12 protein-coding genes are annotated in these 18651 nt (G+C 39.7%); 5 read left to right on the top strand and 7 right to left on the bottom strand.

The genetic code is table 11. The features are described from left to right. Positions 1 to 81 precede the first annotated feature (81 nt). The 3 genes from leuA to G9371_RS05490 all read right to left on the bottom strand — a co-directional run bounded on the left by leuA (position 82) and on the right by G9371_RS05490 (position 5331). Entirely contained in the window at positions 82 to 1779 is a 1698-nt protein-coding gene (leuA, locus tag G9371_RS05500) for a 2-isopropylmalate synthase (protein ID WP_000978841.1), read from the bottom strand. A 458-nt stretch (positions 1780 to 2237) separates the two neighbouring features. After that, positions 2238 to 2921, bottom strand: coding sequence for a Fe2+-dependent dioxygenase (locus G9371_RS05495; protein ID WP_029423676.1), 684 nt, complete (start codon positions 2919 to 2921; stop codon positions 2238 to 2240). Between the two features lie 106 nt (positions 2922 to 3027). Beyond that, complete coding sequence (locus G9371_RS05490) at positions 3028 to 5331, bottom strand: TonB-dependent receptor (RefSeq protein WP_029423675.1); 2304 nt, start codon at positions 5329 to 5331, stop codon at positions 3028 to 3030. A 415-nt stretch (positions 5332 to 5746) separates the two neighbouring features. On the opposite strand from G9371_RS05490, the gene tig reads away from it, so the two are divergent. From tig to G9371_RS05470, 4 genes are all read left to right on the top strand, one after another. Continuing rightward, positions 5747 to 7081, top strand: coding sequence for a trigger factor (gene tig, locus G9371_RS05485; RefSeq protein WP_001198432.1), 1335 nt, complete (start codon positions 5747 to 5749; stop codon positions 7079 to 7081). A gap of 192 nt (positions 7082 to 7273) precedes the next feature. Next, positions 7274 to 7879 carry an ATP-dependent Clp endopeptidase proteolytic subunit ClpP gene (gene clpP / locus G9371_RS05480; RefSeq protein WP_000289452.1) on the top strand — a complete coding sequence of 202 codons (606 nt, stop codon included), beginning with the start codon at positions 7274 to 7276 and terminating at the stop codon, positions 7877 to 7879. A gap of 101 nt (positions 7880 to 7980) precedes the next feature. After that, on the top strand, positions 7981 to 9294 hold the full coding sequence (clpX, locus tag G9371_RS05475; protein ID WP_001289250.1) for an ATP-dependent Clp protease ATP-binding subunit ClpX: 1314 nt from the start codon (positions 7981 to 7983) through the stop codon (positions 9292 to 9294). A 146-nt stretch (positions 9295 to 9440) separates the two neighbouring features. Next, positions 9441 to 10157, top strand: coding sequence for a DUF2846 domain-containing protein (locus tag G9371_RS05470; protein ID WP_001269745.1), 717 nt, complete (start codon positions 9441 to 9443; stop codon positions 10155 to 10157). A 24-nt stretch (positions 10158 to 10181) separates the two neighbouring features. Here G9371_RS05470 and G9371_RS05465 read toward each other — a convergent pair whose 3' ends face one another. From G9371_RS05465 to G9371_RS05450, 4 genes are all read right to left on the bottom strand, one after another. After that, positions 10182 to 10736: a DUF2059 domain-containing protein gene (locus tag G9371_RS05465; protein WP_000155519.1), complete on the bottom strand. Its 555-nt coding sequence runs from the start codon at positions 10734 to 10736 to the stop codon at positions 10182 to 10184. 142 nt (positions 10737 to 10878) lie between these two features. Then, positions 10879 to 12405: a fumarate hydratase gene (locus G9371_RS05460; RefSeq protein WP_000207468.1), complete on the bottom strand. Its 1527-nt coding sequence runs from the start codon at positions 12403 to 12405 to the stop codon at positions 10879 to 10881. A gap of 225 nt (positions 12406 to 12630) precedes the next feature. Continuing rightward, the gene (pta, locus tag G9371_RS05455; RefSeq protein WP_001092296.1) at positions 12631 to 14775 is read right to left on the bottom strand and encodes a phosphate acetyltransferase; all 2145 of its coding nucleotides are present in this window, start codon (positions 14773 to 14775) and stop codon (positions 12631 to 12633) included. A 43-nt stretch (positions 14776 to 14818) separates the two neighbouring features. Next, the gene (locus tag G9371_RS05450) at positions 14819 to 16021 is read right to left on the bottom strand and encodes an acetate/propionate family kinase (RefSeq protein WP_029423673.1); all 1203 of its coding nucleotides are present in this window, start codon (positions 16019 to 16021) and stop codon (positions 14819 to 14821) included. 762 nt (positions 16022 to 16783) lie between these two features. On the opposite strand from G9371_RS05450, the gene edd reads away from it, so the two are divergent. Further along, a complete protein-coding gene (edd, locus tag G9371_RS05445) occupies positions 16784 to 18637 on the top strand; it encodes a phosphogluconate dehydratase (protein WP_029423672.1) in 1854 nt (617 codons plus the stop codon). The last annotated feature ends 14 nt before the right edge of the window (positions 18638 to 18651 follow it).

Genomic DNA, 18651 nt, shown 5'->3' with positions numbered 1-18651 from the left:
GAACATTTCGCCTTTTAAATCTTTCAGGAATAAAAAGAAAGGATACCAAGCTAGGTATCCTTTCCAAAGTCTTTTTTTTAATTAAACAGCGGCGGCAACAACCTGATCTGTACTTAAAACACCTTGATCAATCAAACGGTTGGTACATGCAATAATAGCTTCAATAGATGAAGTGACTGTGTTGTCGTGAACACCTGCACCAAATGAGCCTCTGCCTGTACCTTTCACTTGAAGTTCAATTAAGGTTAATGCTTTGGCATTTGCACCTGAACTAATACTGCGTTCTTCGTAGTTCAATACATCAATTGGTAATTGAAGTGCATTTAAGAATGCAGAGATAGGACCATTACCTTCGCCACGTAATTGTTGAGTTTCACCTTCAACATCAATCTCAAGTTCAATAATTTGGGTACCATTAATGTCAGATAACTTATAGTTTTTGACCGTGTAATGGTGGTTTTTCACTTCAACATACGTGTCTTTAAATAAAGTCCAGATTTGTTTAGCACTAATCTCTGTACCATTCTCATCAGTATATTGTTGAACAACCTGACTAAATTCGATTTGTAAACGACGAGGCAATACAACGTTATAGTTTGATTCTAATAAGTAAGCGATACCGCCTTTACCAGACTGACTATTCACACGAATGACAGCATCATAGTCGCGGCCCAAATCTTTCGGATCGATTGGCAAGTAAGGCATATCCCAGATTTCTTCGTTTTTCTGGTATTCAAAGCCTTTTTTGATTGCGTCCTGATGCGAACCAGAGAATGCAGTAAATACCAAGTCACCTGCATATGGATGACGAGGATGTACAGGTAAACCAGTACATTCTTCAACCGTTGCAATGACTTCATTAATATTAGAGAAATCTAATTCTGGCGCTACACCTTGGGTGTACATGTTCAATGCAATTGCTGCAACGTCAACGTTACCGGTACGTTCGCCGTTACCAAATACGCAGCCTTCCACACGGTCGGCACCTGCCATAATGGCAAGTTCTGATGCAGCAATACCACAGCCACGGTCATTGTGACAGTGAACGGAAATAATGACGCCATCACGACGTGCCAAATTACGATGCATCCATTCGATTTGGTCTGCATAAACATTTGGTGTTGAAACTTCGACAGTCGCAGGTAAGTTCAAAATAACTTTATGATCTGGGCGTGCATCCCAAATTTCTGTAACCGCATCACAGACTTCTTTTGCTACTTCTAATTCAGTTGCAGAGAAACATTCTGGACTATACTGGAAAATCCAGTCAGTTTCAGGATATTGCGCAGCATATTCTTTCACTTTTTGAGCTGCATTCACCGCCAATTGTTTTGCACCATTGACATCTACATTCAACACTTTTTGACGGAAAGTTGGAGAATTAGAGTTATAAATATGCACAATTGCGCGTTTAGCACCTGCTAAAGCTTCGAAAGTACGCTCAATTAAATGGTCACGTGCCTGAACCAATACTTCAATGTATACATCATCAGGAATATGATTTTCTTCGATCAACATACGAGTAAAATCGAAGTCAATTTGAGACGCAGAAGGGAAGCCGATTTCAATATGTTTAAAACCGATTTTTACAAGCATTTTGAACATTTTGAACTTTTGTTCCATATTCATCGGTTCAAAAATTGCTTGGTTACCATCACGTAAATCCGTGCTCATCCAGATTGGCGCTTTTGTAATTTCGTTATTTGGCCATTGGCGATCTGGTAAATCGACTCGCTGGTACATACGGCGGTATTTTTTGCTAGGGTCAGCCAACATCATGAGAAAACTCCTTATCTCGTAGCACGGTTGCTCTAGGTATCGTGTAAAAGGCAACGTTCTACAGTTATATATGGTATCTAATACAGAAAAATTAAAGGGAATTTAAAAGGTCTGCTCTAAAGTGCAGACAAAAATTTATACGCGCGCGAGGCGCAGCATCAGGAGTTCAAGATGATGTCTTGCTTGAGTAGGCTGGGCAAACAAGTGATTCGTTTTCATCTATAGACCATGAAATAGTAAGTTTGGTGGTTTGCAAATATGCTTATTGTTTAGATATACCACATCTAAACGATGATTACACGTTGTGCAAAAGTCTTATAAAGATTTTAATTTCAGTGTTTAGAAAATAATTTTCTAATTTTGCATTGTTTTATATTTTATCGAAAATAATTTTCATTATTTTGCCTTATTGAGATAAAAATAATTAATTAGCTCAAATAAGGCAAAAATAAATAGTGTTACAGCTCTGACCACATACGGATTAGGTTGTGATAAATATTAGTTAATTTCATGACTTCAGAATAGCTATCACCATGTGATTTACGGAGTTCACGAATACTTTCATCTAAACTAAATAAAAGATGCCGTTTACTATCGTCACGTACTAGACTTTGAACCCAGAAAAAGGAAGCAAAACGAGTACCTGCTGTAATACTACTCACTTCATGTAGACTGGTAGATGGGTAGAGAACTACGTCACCAGCAGGTAATTTAACTTCGTGATAACCATAGGTATCTTCAATAACCAGATCACCACCTTCATATTCATCGGGTTCACTTAAAAATAATGTACATGATAGATCCGTACGAATTTGTTCCGCTGTACCACGAATAAGGCGAATTGAGTTGTCTACATGAAAACCAAAACTTTCATGTTCATCATAACGATTAAAAAGCGGTGGAATAATTTTGTGAGGTAGGGCCGAGGCCTGAAACAAAGGATTTTGCCAAATTGCTTTGATGACGATATCACTTAAATGATGGGTAAGGGGATCTTGTTCTGAGAGTTGCTGATTTCTTTTCACCGAAGCAGACAAGGTGCCAGCAGTCACTTTTCCACCTACCCAATTGGCTTCTTCCATGAGCTTACGAAACTCGGCAACTTGCTCTTTGCTTAAAACATTGGGGATATGATGAATCACGGCAAACACCTTTTTAATAGATACTTCATTTGTAAAAATAGCCTCATGACGAGGCTATTTTATATGAACTTTAATTAATTCCATAAATAAATTATGGAATTTATCCTTAGTATTTAAAGTTAATCGCTAAGACAGCATTACGGCCATTACCTTCAAATGCGTAGTGAGCTGCATGCGCACTAGTGAAATAGCGCTTATCAGAGATATTGTTGATATTAAGCTGCAAATTCACATTCTTATTAACATCATATTTAGCCATAGCATTGTAAATGGTATAGGTTGGCAGATATTTCGGAGCAGTTGTGTTCACAAAAACTTGATCGCGATATTCAACACCAGCACCTAGAGTCAATTGAGGCATTACTCGGTAAGTAGACCATAGGGTAGCACTGTTTTTCGCTACAAATGGGAGAGGTTTACCTTCTTGAGCAACTGCATTATAGGCAGCTTCGGTAATTTCACTATCTAAATAGCTATAGCCTGTAGAAACATCCCACTTATCGGTAATTTTTCCGTTCAGACTAATTTCAAATCCATCAACTTTACTTTTACCTGCATTGGCAGTCGTAGTAGGGTCAATTTGGATACGTGTATTTTGCTTTTCAGTACGGAAAACTGCTGCTGTTAAGTTCGCACGGTTATTAAACAGGTCCCATTTCGTTCCTACTTCAAAAGTACGAGCTTTTTCTGGTTTAAGTGCATTAATAACATCAGTAGTACCGAGAGCATTATCGCTATTATCACCTTCAGCAAGTACACCAACAGGGTTAGCAGAAGTTGCAAAGCTTGCATAAATACTGCCATTTTCCGTTGGTTTATAGACTAGACCAGCTTGATATGAAAAATAGTCGGAATCACTTTCATACTTTGTACCTTCTGGAGTAGCAACTTTTGAATAGTCATAAGCACCTTTGTTAGTTGCATAAACATCCTTATTATATTTTTTCTCAGTTTCAAATTTATCCCAACGCACACCTAAGTTAAGTAACCATTGTGGATTAAATTCAATACTGTCTAAAGCATAAATTCCTACATTGTGACTACGAGTGGTCGATTGTGCTGTGATAGATCCACGCTTATCTGTGAAGGCACCATTGCCTGGATTATTTAAACTCGTACACCAGCCATTTGCCACAGCAGCAGCTGAAGTACAGTTTTGAATATTGCTGTCTAAAATGGTTGAGGTGGTTTCACCAGCAGCATTAGTAAAAGTATGTACACCTTGATCTGTTTCTTGGAAGCTCCATTCAGTACCGACATTAAAAGAATGCTTTAATGAACCAGTATTAAATTTGCCTCTTAGGGAAAGTTGATCACTATATGCATCGGTATCGAGAATACGACTTAAAGCACGACGAGCAACCGTACCTCTATAAATGTTACCTTTTGAGTCATCTGCGTTAGTATAAACATAATCTGATTTAGATTTGTTGTAAGTCGCTATATTCGATAACGTCAGGTTTTCATTAAAGTCATGTTCTAATTTAAAGGTACCGATATGGTTTTCACGTTTGTCAAAATCACGTGCTTTCCAACCATAATAAGTTCCAGCTTTTACATCAACAGGCTTACCATCACCAGGTGTTACTGTAACCCCAACAGGAGGCTTTGCTGGGTTTGCATTGTTAAAAGGAATGCCTGCATCAGGTTCATCATTGCTACGTAAATAATAGTAGCTTAGTGTTCCGCGTGTTGCTGTATCTAAGCCAAAAGTAATACTTGGAGCAATACCCACACGTTTATATTCAGCACCATTACTTTGGCCGGCTTTCTCATTTTCGTGGCCCATAATTACTACACGGCCAGCAATACCATTACCAAAATCTTTGTTCGCATCTAACTGAATATGACGATAGTTGTCGGTACCGCTTTGAACACTACCTTGATATACATCACCTTCATGAGCAACTTTAGGGATGAGGTTAATACTGCCCCCAACGCTACCACCACCACCAAGAGCAGAAGAAGATCCTTTAATCACTTCAACTTGCTCAATAGCAAACATATCTCGATTCTGAGAAGTTGTATTACGAACACCATCTACATAAATAGAAGATTGACCGCTATAACCACGAATGTAAGGCATATCTGTAAACGGGGTACCACCTTCACCAGCACCTAATGTAATACCAGGTTCATAGCGTAACGCTTCGAGTAGGGTATTAGAGTTTGTATCTTTAATTAATTTTTGAGAAAGAATAGAGACTGATTTTGGTGTGTCTTTGAGAGGAGCTACGAATTTAGAGTTTGCAGACTGATCTACTTTTAAAGATTCTTCTTGAGTCGCTTTAGTATGAATTGTTGGTAATTGTGAAACTGCTTCTTGCGCCATGGCTGTTGTTGCAATCATTGATAGCGATGAAGCTATTGCAGAAGAAACAATTTTTTTACGTGTTCTAATCAAAGACATAACTTCAGGACTCTAAAACTAAAAGGTTATGCGAATAATAATAATTCTTATTTATATGTACAGTTTGTGTTAATTGGATTTGCCGATAGAATTGTGAAGGAAATGTGAAAGTTTTAATCACTTTTAGTTGCAAAATAGCTCTAATTGATTGATTAAACTTAACTGTTTGCAAAAACGATAACTTTATTAAAATTAATTGTAATTTTAGATTTGTAAAGAATAGTTAAAAAATTACTTTTGCTTAACGTTGCATTAAAAAAAATTAAAAAATCATAAAATTACTGTGAAATTTCCTAAAAATACGTCCTTCAATTTTATGATCTGATCGGTTAATTTTGTATATCTTAAAAGTTGTCATATAATACAGCACTTTTTTAAAAACTGTTCCTACTAACTAATTTTTATCGAGGAAGCCATGCAAGTAACGACTGAAGCGGTTTCGGGCGTTGCCCGTCGTTTAAATGTTTCTGTACCGACGAGCCGTATTAACGAGCAATTTGAAGCTCGTTTGAAGCGCACTGCCAAAACTGTGAAGATCAACGGCTTCCGTCCGGGCAAAGTACCTGCAAACGTTGTTCGCCGCGAATACGGTGCAAGTATTTATCAAGAAGTTGTGAATGACATCATTCGTGACAGCGTATTTGAAGCAATTCAACAAGAAAAAATCAATGCGGTAGGTATGCCGAACATTGAGAAAGTTGAACATAAAGAAGATGCTTTAGTTTTTGAAGCAACTGTAGAAGTTTATCCTGAAGTTGAAGTAAAAGCATTTGACGGTTTGGAAGTTGAACGTAAAACAGCTGAAATTAAAGACGCTGACGTTGACACTATGATCGAAAACTTGCAAAAGCAACGTCAAACTTGGGCTGTAACCAAGGGTATGGCGAAAAAAGACATGCAAGTGACTTTTGACTTCGAAGGTTCTATCGACGGTGAGAAGTTCGAAGGCGGTTCTGCTGAAGACTTTAAACTTGTGTTAGGTTCAGGCCGTATGATTCCTGGCTTCGAAGACGGCATCATTGGTATGAAAGCTGGTGAAGAGAAAGTTATTGATGTAACTTTCCCTGAAGATTACCAAGCTGAAAACTTAGCGGGTAAAGCAGCTCAGTTCAAAATCACTGTGAAGCAAGTTGAAAAGCCTAAACTTCCAGAGATTGATGCTGAATTCTTAAAAATCTTCGGTGTTTCTGAAGAAGAAGGCATTGAAAAATTAAAAGCTGACGTTCGTAAAAACATGGAACGTGAAGTTCGCAATGGTTTACGTAACCAAGTTAAACAAGCTGCATTTGATGCTCTTGTTGCTGCTAACGAAATTGAAGTTCCAGCTGCAATGGTTGCTCAAGAAATTGACCGTCAACGTCAACAAATGGTTCAACAGTTCACTCAACAATTTGGTGGTGCAGGCGCGCAATCTTTTGACAAGAGCATGCTTCCTGACGAATTGTTCAAAGAACAAGCAGAACGTTCTGTTAAGCTTGGCGTATTGGTAAGCAAAGTATTAGCTGATGCTAAACTTGAAGTTGACCAAGCACGTGTTGATGCTTACATCGACGACATGGCTTCTTCTTATGAAGATCCAACTGAAGTGATTGAATACTTCAAAAATGATGCTCAACAACGCGCTCAAATTGAAGCTGTTGTATTAGAAGATCAAGTTGTTGATCACATCTTAGCTTCTGCTAAAGTGACTGACAAAGCAGTATCTTACGAAGATTTATTGAAAGAACAACAAGCTCGCCGTATGGGCTAATCTTTTGAGAAGTCAGGAAAAGGCGCTTTAGGCGCCTTTTTCATTTTTAGGTATATGGTTAATTTGAGTACGTCTTAAGTACTTAGGTATAAATAATATAATATTTCAGTGCGAACCTTTTGCAATTTGAGAAATTATCCCGCATATTGTTGCCATAGGTTAAGTCACAAAAAATTTAGGAATAAATAACGTATGTATGTTCCAACAATTGAAAATGCTTTAGTTCCTGTTGTGGTTGAACAATCTTCTCGCGGCGAACGTTCTTTTGATATTTATTCACGACTTTTACGTGAGCGCGTCATTTTTCTAACTGGTGAAGTTGAAGACAACATGGCAAATTTGATTGTTGCCCAAATGTTGTTCTTGGAAGCTGAAAACCCAGATAAAGATATCCATCTTTATATTAACTCGCCAGGTGGTTCGGTCACTGCTGGTATGGCGATTTATGACACGATGCAATTTATTAAACCTGATGTAGTGACATACTGTATGGGGCAGGCTGCATCTATGGGCGCATTCTTATTAAATGCTGGTGCTAAAGGTAAACGCTATTGCCTTGAAAATGCACGTGTAATGATTCACCAACCATTAGGTGGATTCCGTGGTCAAGCATCAGATATTGAAATTCATGCTCGTGAAATTTTATTTATTAAAGAGCGCTTGAACCGTTTGATGGCAGAACACAGTGGTCAAGACTATGACACGATTGCTCGTGATACCGATCGTGATAACTTTATGACTGCACAAGCAGCAAAAGAATATGGCTTGGTCGATCAGGTATTAAGTAAGCGTCCATAAGGGAAAATATTAAGTGGCTTGAGTTGTTGGAAAACGCCTCCATATAGTCATTTAACCCTATCGCTTGCCCTCATATTTAAGATTCTATTTGTGGAGAGAATATGTCCGAACATCCTCAAGGACAAAAACATTGTTCATTTTGCGGTAAAACGCAGTCTGAAGTCGGGAAACTGATTGCGGGCGAGGACGCATATATTTGTAATGAGTGTGTAGATGTCTGCTTAGACCTTGTACAAACCAGCCAACAGGTTGAAGCAGGTGACTGGGCGAGCAAGGCATTGCCAAAACCACATGAAATACGTGCTGCGCTTGATCAATATGTAATTGGTCAGGATCTTGCCAAAAAGACATTATCTGTTGCCGTTTATAACCATTATAAGCGTTTGAAAGTCGGGCAATCTGGTCATGTGTCTAAAGATGTGGAAATTGCTAAAAGTAACATTCTACTGATTGGGCCTACCGGTTCAGGTAAAACATTACTTGCTCAAACATTGGCTCGTTTGTTAGATGTGCCGTTTGCAATGGCAGATGCGACTACTTTGACTGAAGCGGGTTATGTTGGCGAAGACGTTGAAAATATCGTACAAAAACTTTTGCAAAAAGCAGATTACGATGTAGAAAAAGCTCAAAAGGGCATTATTTATATCGATGAAATCGACAAGATTACACGTAAATCTGAAAATCCGTCGATTACTCGTGACGTGTCTGGTGAAGGTGTACAACAAGCTTTGCTTAAGATGATTGAAGGTACTGTAGCTTCAATTCCACCACAAGGTGGACGTAAGCATCCGCAGCAAGAGTTCATTCAAATTGATACCTCAAATATTCTATTTATTTGTGGTGGTGCATTTGCTGGACTGGAAAAAATTGTACAACAGCGTCAAGAGAAAGGTGGAATTGGCTTTACGGCTGATGTTAAAAACAAAGATGAAACCAAAAAACTTGCTGAATTATTCCGTCAAGTTGAGCCAACTGATTTAGTTAAATTTGGTTTAATTCCAGAATTCATTGGCCGTTTACCAGTGATTGCAACGCTTGAAGAGCTTGATGAAGAAGCGTTAATGCAAATTTTGACTGAACCGAAAAATGCATTAACTCGTCAGTATCAATACCTGTTCAATATGGAAAATGTTGACCTCGTATTTGAAGATTCAGCTTTACGTGCAGTGGCTAAGCGTGCGCTTGAGCGTAATACCGGAGCTCGTGGCCTACGTTCGATTTTGGAAAATGTTCTACTTGAAACGATGTATGACTTGCCAAGCCGTACAGATGTAGGAACAGTTTTCATTAATGAAGCAGTTATTAATGGTGAAGCTGAACCTGTCTACAAGTCAGAACGTCAGCCTAAAGAAGCTGTAACACATGAAAGTGTTGCTAAGGCAGATTTAAAAGTAATTGATTCGAAGTCTGCTTAGATTTCGTTCATCTAAAAAGCATGAATTGCCTCGGTGATTCATGCTTTTTTGTTTTCAATTCATGTAGGTGGTGGTAATCTAAAAAAACAAAATACGCATAGTTTTGCGATATAGAAAAATCAAAAGAAAACGCTTTGAGGGATGTCATGCGTTATTTAATTATTGCTTTAAGTTGTGCCACATTACTTGCAGGTTGCCAAAGTTCATCACACTTAGAAAAGAATTCAGGTGAACTGACTGCCACTTTACCTAAAGTTGATGTTGATAAAGAACCCGGTTTATTGGATCAATATCGTTTAGGGGGCTTCACTGTAGGGGGATGGGTAAATCAAAAGTTAGGTCAGACATTTGCGCCAGTTAAACCCCAAAATGAGCAGGCAGCAGTTGTCTATCTTTACCGTCCAGACACAAAATGGAATCGTCAAGAAATTGCAGCCATCAATTTATTTGTAAATGGAAAACGAATTCCAAGTTTATTGCATAACCATTATTACTGGATTGAACTGCCAGCAGGAACTTACCGTATTTCAGCGAGCCGCCCTTTGTTGGGGATTCATTTTCAAGAACCCAAATATATCGATATTACGGTAGATGCAGGCGCATCTTATTATTTGAAGTATGATGAAGAAAATAAAATGGACCGTAGTGAGCACACGGGTCCATTTATGTTAATGCAAGATAATATTGGTCGTAGAGAAATTGCATTTACCGAGCTTAAATCTTCTAGCTATAATTTTGTTGCTGAAGATGCTTCAGGAAAAATACGTCATAAACCCCAAGAATTAAAACCTGCTAAATATAATGAAAAGTCAGATGTACATCTGATAAAACCATTTAAATTGTGGAATCCTTTAACTTGGTAACAATTTGAGGTCGATAAAGAAAAGTTAAGACTTTTCTTTATCTTTCATTAATGGTGCAATAATTTTTAGCATTTCTTCTTGCATATGATCTCGTGCTTTAGGGTCATTAAAAGTTTGCTGTCCCAATTCCATCATATATTCTGAAATTTGCCCCATAATCTGTACATTTTTACGGGTAATTGATTGGCCTTCTGGGGTTTTCAAAAACTTTAAATTTGCTTGGATTTCTTCTTCGGTATAAGTTTTTAAATAAATATCTTGTAAGGCTTGAGTCGTTTTAGGGCTACTAATCAGCTGGTTACTCGAATCTTTTAAAAGTAAGCCTAACTTTTTCGCTGCCTCTTTTTCTTTCGGACCTAAAGTTTTGATGCCCGTAATATTGCTAATGATCTGTTCAGCTTGTTGATCATAGTAAGGCGTTAACTCATTGATTGATTCTTTCAATAGATAATCAATTTGGCTCATTTGCATGAGTTCTTTTACTGAACTTAACTTGGCAGGAGAAGCAAATAAACTTGTGGTAATACAGCTTAGACAGAGACTGATTGAAAGATTTTTAAGAATAGGGCGAATAGTCATGAAATGACCTATATGCAGTGTAGGGCGGGTGGGTATATTCATTAATAGCACAGATTGGTGAACCAATTGTTACAATTCTTTTCAATTTCAAAAAAATATTAAAAGACATAAAAAAAAGCACCGAATCCGGTGCTTTTCTTGATTAGCCAGCTGCGGCATCGACTACTGGAATTTTACCAATTTTCGCTTGCCAGATTTTTGGAGCTACTGCGTGAATTGATGTACCGTTTACATCAACTGCAACAGATACAGGCATATCTTCCACTACAAATTTGTAGATTGCTTCCATACCCAAATCTGCAAATGCAACCACTTCAGCTTCGCGAACAGCTTTAGATACGAGGTAAGCTGCACCGCCCACTGCCATAAGGTAAGTTGCTTTGTTGTCCTTGATTGCTTCAATTGCTGTAGGACCACGATCAGCTTTACCGATCATACCGAATAGACCAGTATGCTCGAGTACTTTACGTGTGAATTTGTCCATACGTGTAGCCGTTGTAGGACCGGCAGGACCAACCACTTCATCACGTACCGGATCAACAGGACCAACGTAGTAAATAAACTTACCTTTAAGATCAACCGGTAATTCTTCACCATTGTCGATCATTTCAACCATACGTTTGTGTGCAGCATCACGACCTGTGTACATTGTTCCGCTAAGAAGTAATGTGTCACCCGGTTTCCAAGAGTCCATTTCTTCTTGAGTAATGGTATCAAGGTTTACACGTTTAGATTGTGAAGCATCCCAAGTTACAGATGGGTAGTCTTCAAGTTTTGGTGCTTGAATATGAGCTACACCTGAACCGTCAAGCTGGAAGTGAGCGTGACGAGTCGCAGCACAGTTAGGAATCATACCTACTGGTTTGCCAGCAGCGTGACATGGGTAGTCTTTGATTTTAATGTCAAGAACAGTCGTTAAACCGCCAAGACCTTGTGCACCAATACCAAGAGCATTTACTTTTTCAAAGATTTCGATACGAAGTTCTTCGATTTTGTTCTCTGGTCCACGGCGAAGTAATTCGTCCATGTTGATTTCTTCCATGAGTGCTTCTTTCGCAAGCATCATGGCTTTTTCAGCAGTACCACCAATACCGATACCGAGCATACCAGGAGGACACCAGCCTGCACCCATAGTTGGGACGGTTTTAAGAACCCAGTCAACAATTGAGTCAGATGGGTTAAGCATCGCAAGTTTAGATTTGTTTTCTGAACCGCCACCTTTAGCAGCAACAGTAATATCTACTTTGTTACCTGGTACGAGTTTGTAGTGAATAACGGCAGGGGTATTGTCTTTTGTATTTTTACGACCAAATGCAGGGTCAGCAAGAACAGATGCACGAAGAACGTTGCTGTTTTCAAGGTAACCTTGGCGAACACCTTCATTTACTGCATCGTCTAAGCTCATTGTTAAATCAAATTTAACATCTAAGCCCACTTCAAGGAAAACGTTAACAATACCAGTATCTTGGCAAATTGGACGATGACCTTCCGCACACATGCGAGAGTTAATTAAAATCTGTGCAATTGCATCCTTTGCAGCTTTGTTTTCTTCGCGATCATAAGCACGGCTCATCGCTTGGATAAAGTCTTGCGGGTGATAGTACGAAATAAACTGTAGGGCGTCCTTGATTGATGTAATCAAGTCATCTTGTTTGATAATCGTTGTCATACCAAAAAATCTCTTGAGCGGGCTGTTAGCTAGCGGGCTAAATTATATGACAAAAAGACAATCTTGTGGGGGATTGGTTGATCTTTTGACCGAAAGTCGAATAATACAAAGGCTAAGTTATTTAAAATTAAGAACAACCTAGAATCAGGCTTATTTTTTTAAATAAAAAAAGCCATTTGAGCGGATATCAAATGGCGAGAGGTAGAAAAGATTAAATGATATTAATTATTTGGCAGCAGCTTGCTGCTCGGCCTGAATGGCTGTTAATGCAATAGTAAAGACGATGTCATCTACTAAAGCACCACGAGACAAGTCATTGACTGGCTTATTTAGGCCTTGCAGCATTGGGCCAACGCTAACTACATTTGCTGCACGTTGTACTGCTTTATAGGTTGTGTTGCCTGTATTTAAGTCAGGGAAAATAAACACATTGGCACGGCCAGCAACGCGTGAGTCTGGCGCCTTTTGGCGTCCTACACTTTCAACTGAAGCCGCATCGTATTGTAGTGGACCGTCAATCAGTAAATCAGGGCGACGTTGCTGTGCAATTTGAGTCGCTTGCTGTACTTTCTCAACATCAGCACCCGTTCCAGATGTACCAGTTGAGTAGCTGATCATGGCAATACGTGGGTCAATTCCAAACGCTTTTGCAGAGTCAGCAGACTGAATCGCAATTTCGGCAAGCTGTTCGGCTGTAGGATCCGGGTTAATTGCACAGTCACCGTAGACATAGACTTCATCCGGTAAAAGCATAAAGAAAATGGATGAAACCAGTGAGTATGCTGGAGCGGTTTTAATCAGTTGGAAAGCTGGACGCACTGTATTGGCGGTTGTATGAACTGCCCCTGAAACTAATCCATCCACATGATCTAGAGCTAGCATCATGGTGCCGAGAACTACAGTATCTTGTAATTGCTCTTTAGCTTGTAGGTCGTTGAGTTTGCCTTTGCGGAGTTCAACCATTGGTGCAATATATTGGTCACGGATCTGATCTGGATCAATAATTTCTAACCCGGCCGGTAACTCGATACCACGTGCTTTTGCTACGTCATGTACAGCTTCTGGTTTTGCTAACAAAATACAATGCGCAATACCACGAGCCTGACATATAGCAGCAGCTTCAATAGTGCGTGGCTCATCACCTTCTGGAAGGACAATCCGTTTTTTAGCTGCAATTGATTTTTGCACCAGTTCATGACGGAATGCAGAAGGGGAAAGGCGTGGTGTAGCACCGTTATTACTATGCTGTTTAAGCCATTCGACATCTATGTGACTGGAAACAAATCGGGTCACTTGTTCGGCACGTTCAGTGTCATCGGTTGGAATTTCATTACCAAAATCGGATAGGCGCTGCGCAGTTTCTAGTGTATTTAAATGGGTATGTAAAATTGGCAACCCTTGTTTGATAGCACTTTGGCAAAACTCTAAAAGCTTGGGAGCAGGGGCTTCACGTTCAGTCAACACCAAGCCTGCCAGTGGAATACCATTACTGGTAGCGAGGCTACTTGCCAGTAATACATCGGTACGTTCAGAGGCGCTAATAATCAGTTCGCCAGCAATGAATTTATTCAGTTCATATTCAATGCTTGAGGCAATTAAACTTGAGTGCAAAATACGACGTGTTTTTGCTTCGCCTTGATTTACCCATTGGCCATCAATCACGCTGGCGATGTCTAATGTTCTAGGTACACTTAAGGTATTACTAAATGGAACTAGACCAATAATTGGTAAATCGCTTGATCCAAAGTAGCGGTTATATTTTTGCAATTCTGTCGTAAATTTTGCGATGTCTTCGGTTGGACGTAACGACGGGTCAAATGCAACCGGTATTTGAGCTGTTTCTTCAGACAACCCGCGTGTACGCATAAAGAGTACGCCCGCTGTTCGGTTAGAGGTTGCACCACCAAACTGCCGTAAGTGAGCTTCAACTTTCTCTGCTGTTTTACGTGGGTTTTGAATATCTGCTGTACTGACTAAAACCACTTCAGCATCAAGTGCTTGTGCAAGGCTTGCATTAAGTTCACTGGCAAAATGGTCTTGCCCATTTGGTAATAAGCCTTCAACAATAATCACATTATTGTCTGCTGCGATACTACGATGAAGACTTACTGCTTCTTCAAGTAACTCATCGACTTCACCAGCCGCAATGCGTTGGGTTAGTTTTTCATGAGAAATGGATTGAACAGTTTTGCTTTGAAATAAATGACCAAATAAAGATGTAGTTCGGTCTAAATTTTCTTGATCTACCTGAGAGAACGGTTTTAAAAAGCCTGCTTTAATCCCATTACAATCAAGTGCATAAATCATACCTAAGCAGGCAGAGGTTAAACCAACCCCTTCACCTGTAGGAATTAATAAAATTGTATTCATATAAACCTATAAATAAATGAATAGCGTTTTTTGACTTCTGTAATTAAGCAAGGCTAACTTCAGGAGATATATTTTGTGGAACCTCTACAACCTGACGAGTTTCTTTGGCAATACGGCCTTCTTCATCGGTTGGAATCACCCAGATTTGTGGACCTGTGCCGCTATCAATACGGCCTTCTGTACCACGTTTTAAATTGTTGTTCTGGTCTTTATCGAGCTGTAAACCGAAATGAGGTAAATAAGCTAGAGTTTTTTCACGTATATAAGCTGAGTTCTCACCAATACCGCCTGTAAAGATCAAGCCATCAATACTTGGTAAACCACAACTTAGGGCAGCAAGTGATTTTGCAAGGCGATAGCTAAATACTTCAATCGCAAGGCAAGCATCTTCATTGCCATTTTCAGCAGCTTCAATCACTGTACGCATATCGTTAGAGAGTTGTGATAAGCCAAGTAATCCACTTTCGTTATTTAAAACTTTATCGATTTTTGCTAAGTCCCAGCCAAGATTTTTAGCAAGGAAGCTGTGTAAGCTTGGATCGACATCACCACTACGTGTTCCCATTACAACACCTTCAAGTGGAGTAAGGCCCATAGAAGTATCAACACTTTGTCCATTCCACACTGCACAAGTCGAGCTACCATTGCCCAAGTGTGCTGTTAACCAACCGCCTTTTTGGAATTTTCCTGCCAGTTCACTGCCGCGGTCAGACACATAAGCATGGCTTGTACCGTGGAAACCATAGCGACGAACATTATGTTCTGTATATAAAAACTTAGGGATTGCATAACGGTATGCATGTGCAGGCATAGTTTGATGAAATGCGGTGTCAAATACGGCAACTTGAGGTAATTCAGGGAAGAGGCGCATCGTTGCTTCAATCCCGATTAAGTGAGCAGGATTATGAAGCGGTGCAAGCGGAGTGGCTGCACGAATACGTTCTACAATTTCAGGGGTGAGTAATTCAGCTTTGGTAAGGCTTCCACCATGTACGACACGGTGACCGATTGCTTGAGGTTTATAGTTTGCAAGACGTGCAAGTAAAGTTTCTAAAGCTTTGGCGTGGTCAGCATAAGGAATTGAAAGCTCTAGCGGTTCTCCACCGACGGTAATCCCTTTAATACGAGCATCAGCTGCCCCTAAGTTTTCTGCTAAACCGTAAATACGATCTTCACGACGCTCTGAAACCAGTGCGTATTTAATAGATGAAGAACCGCAATTAATAACTAATACTGATGTAGCCACGTTGAAATACCCAAGTCCTGATATAAAAATAGTTTTCCTAACTTCCTGATCAAAAGGCATTAATTGTGTGATGCATTAAGAGCAGGTTGTGATGTTTTAACATGTGTTGTTTTTCTGTCCAAGATAGACTTTAGCCCATTAGACTTAAGCACTATCGACCATTAAATTTTTTATAACTAATATTCGCTCAGTATAAAGCTTAACCACTGTATTTATTGTTTTTTTGTAGAAGAATTAAACAGTTTTTTGTATATATTTATGAAAGGTAGATTTCTATTTAATGTATTTTTCAAATATTTGGTATAAATTTTTTAAGAAAAAAGAAGTGCTGTTATTTTAATCAAACTAGAGGGGGGTATTACAAATAATATACGTAAATGAAATTAAATTTTAATCGTTTATATATAGGCTAAAATGAATAAATCATAAACATTTTTAATATAAAACTTAGTATAAAAAAGTCGGTATTAATACATTTATAAGAATATTTTATTGCTTTGATATTATGAGAATTTTCTCATAGTTAATAGAGGCAGATATACCAATAAATATAGTCAAAAATAAAACCAGCTTCTCGTTTAAAACTTAAACATAATTTGTATTTAATACCGATGCTCGAGTATTACCGTAAAGTTGACTAGGGCTTGCATGTCGCTTTTTGCCTTAATAATATTGTTCCTCCCCCTTATCAAATGATGATGAAATATATCATTTGGTCTATTTTTATGTTCCGGCTTATCCGGTTGTACAGGAGCGTCCAGCATGGACTTGCCGAATCCAGTATTGGCAAAAGTTACTGAACGTGTAATTGCGCGTAGCCAAAAAACTCGTTCTGCATATTTACAACGTATTGAACATGCCCAAGGCAAATTCCCAGCTCGTGGTGCACTCTCATGTGCCAACCTGGCTCATGGTTTTGCTGGCATGGAAGATAATGAAAAATTAATTATTAAAGTTGGCCGTGAACCAAATATTGGCATTGTGTCTTCATATAATGAAATGCTTTCAGCACATGCCCCATATAAAACATTCCCTGATATTATAAAAACAGCTGCACGTGAAAATGGTGGTGTTGCACAGTTTGCGGGCGGTGTACCGGCAATGTGTGATGGTATTACTCAAGGTAATGCCGGTATGGAATTATCACTATTTTCACGTGAAACCATTGCGATGGGGACTGCGATTGCACTTTCCCATAACATGTTCGATGCCGCATTGTGTCTCGGGGTATGCGATAAGATTGTTCCGGGCTTGCTGATTGGTGCTTTGCAGTTTGGTTATCTACCAACCATTTTTGTCCCTGCGGGGCCAATGAGTAGCGGTTTGTCGAATGATGATAAAGCTAAAATCCGCCAGCAATTCGCGACAGGTCAAGTGGGCCGCGATGCCTTACTTGAGGCTGAATCAGCTGCTTATCATGGTCAAGGTACGTGTACATTCTACGGTACTGCGAACAGTAACCAAATGTTGATGGAAGTGATGGGCTTGCATTTGCCAAGTGCGGCATTTGTTCATCCTCATACGCCATTACGTGATGCGCTCACTGCCGAAGCTGCTAAACGTGTACTTGACTTAACTGCCGAGCGAGGCAACTACACGCCGATTGGCCATGTTATTGATGAAAAAGCCATTATCAATGGCATTGTGGCTTTATTGGCTACAGGCGGTTCAACCAACCATACGTTGCATCTTATTGCGATTGCGCGTGCGGCTGGCATCTTAATTGACTGGGATGACTTTGATGAGTTGTCTGCTGTTGTTCCATTGCTCGCAAAAATCTATCCAAATGGTAAGGCCGATGTAAACCATTTCCAAGCTGCGGGTGGGGTAGCATTCCTTATTCGTAACTTACTTGAGGCTGGTTTGTTACATAACGATGTGACGACCGTTGCTGGTAAAGGTTTACAGCATTACACCAAAGAACCGAAATTGATTGACGGTAAGCTTACTTGGGTTGACGGGGTAGTTCAAAGCCTTGATGACAAGGTACTCCGTAGCATTGATGCGCCGTTTCAGCCAGATGGCGGCTTGCGCTTAATGCAAGGTCGCCTTGGCCGTGGTGTTATCAAGATTTCTGCGGTTGCGCCAGAGCACCGTAAAGTGAAAGCACCGGCAATTGTTTTTGACTCGCAAGAAGCGGTACAGGCAGCGTTTGATCGTGGTGAATTACACCGAGACTTTATTGCGGTTGTTCGTTTCCAAGGTGCGCGTGCTAATGGTATGCCTGAGTTGCACCGCTTGACTCCTGTGTTGGGTGTTTTACAGGATCAAGGCTTCCATGTTGCATTAGTAACCGATGGCCGTATGTCTGGTGCTTCAGGCAAAGTGCCAGCAGTCATTCATTTGTCTCCAGAAGCGTTATTGAACGGTCCGATTGGCAAAGTTCAAACCGGAGATATGTTAATCATTGATGCTGAAGCTGGTGTACTCGATATTGAGTTAGATGAGCAGACTTGGCAGTCACGTCCTGTTGCTCAACCAGAACATCAGGCAGAAAACGAAGTTGGTTTTGGCCGTGAATTATTTGGTGTGTTCCGTGCGGCAGCAGAGCCTGCTGAACATGGCGCATCTGTGTTTGGTGCACTTGTTGGCGAAGAGCCACAAGGGCAGATTTAAGACAAAGGAATTAC

The sequence above is a fragment of the Acinetobacter sp. EKM10A genome (genome assembly GCF_011075215.1).
GTDB lineage: Bacteria > Pseudomonadota > Gammaproteobacteria > Pseudomonadales > Moraxellaceae > Acinetobacter > Acinetobacter baumannii.
The sequence above is the reverse complement of the archived record's forward strand: the minus strand, read 5'-3'. Positions and strand labels throughout refer to the sequence as shown.

Excerpts from the sequence above, each read along its gene's own strand:
- G9371_RS05490 (WP_029423675.1), bottom strand. The coding sequence starts at position 5,331 with ATGTCTTTGATTAGAACACGTAAAAAAATTGTTTCTTCTGCAATAGCT.
- G9371_RS05470 (WP_001269745.1), top strand. The coding sequence starts at position 9,441 with ATGCGTTATTTAATTATTGCTTTAAGTTGTGCCACATTACTTGCAGGT.
- pta (WP_001092296.1), bottom strand. The coding sequence starts at position 14,775 with ATGAATACAATTTTATTAATTCCTACAGGTGAAGGGGTTGGTTTAACC.
- G9371_RS05465 (WP_000155519.1), bottom strand. The coding sequence starts at position 10,736 with ATGACTATTCGCCCTATTCTTAAAAATCTTTCAATCAGTCTCTGTCTA.
- leuA (WP_000978841.1), bottom strand. The coding sequence starts at position 1,779 with ATGATGTTGGCTGACCCTAGCAAAAAATACCGCCGTATGTACCAGCGA.
- clpP (WP_000289452.1), top strand. The coding sequence starts at position 7,274 with ATGTATGTTCCAACAATTGAAAATGCTTTAGTTCCTGTTGTGGTTGAA.
- edd (WP_029423672.1), top strand. The coding sequence starts at position 16,784 with ATGGACTTGCCGAATCCAGTATTGGCAAAAGTTACTGAACGTGTAATT.
- tig (WP_001198432.1), top strand. The coding sequence starts at position 5,747 with ATGCAAGTAACGACTGAAGCGGTTTCGGGCGTTGCCCGTCGTTTAAAT.
- clpX (WP_001289250.1), top strand. The coding sequence starts at position 7,981 with ATGTCCGAACATCCTCAAGGACAAAAACATTGTTCATTTTGCGGTAAA.
- G9371_RS05460 (WP_000207468.1), bottom strand. The coding sequence starts at position 12,405 with ATGACAACGATTATCAAACAAGATGACTTGATTACATCAATCAAGGAC.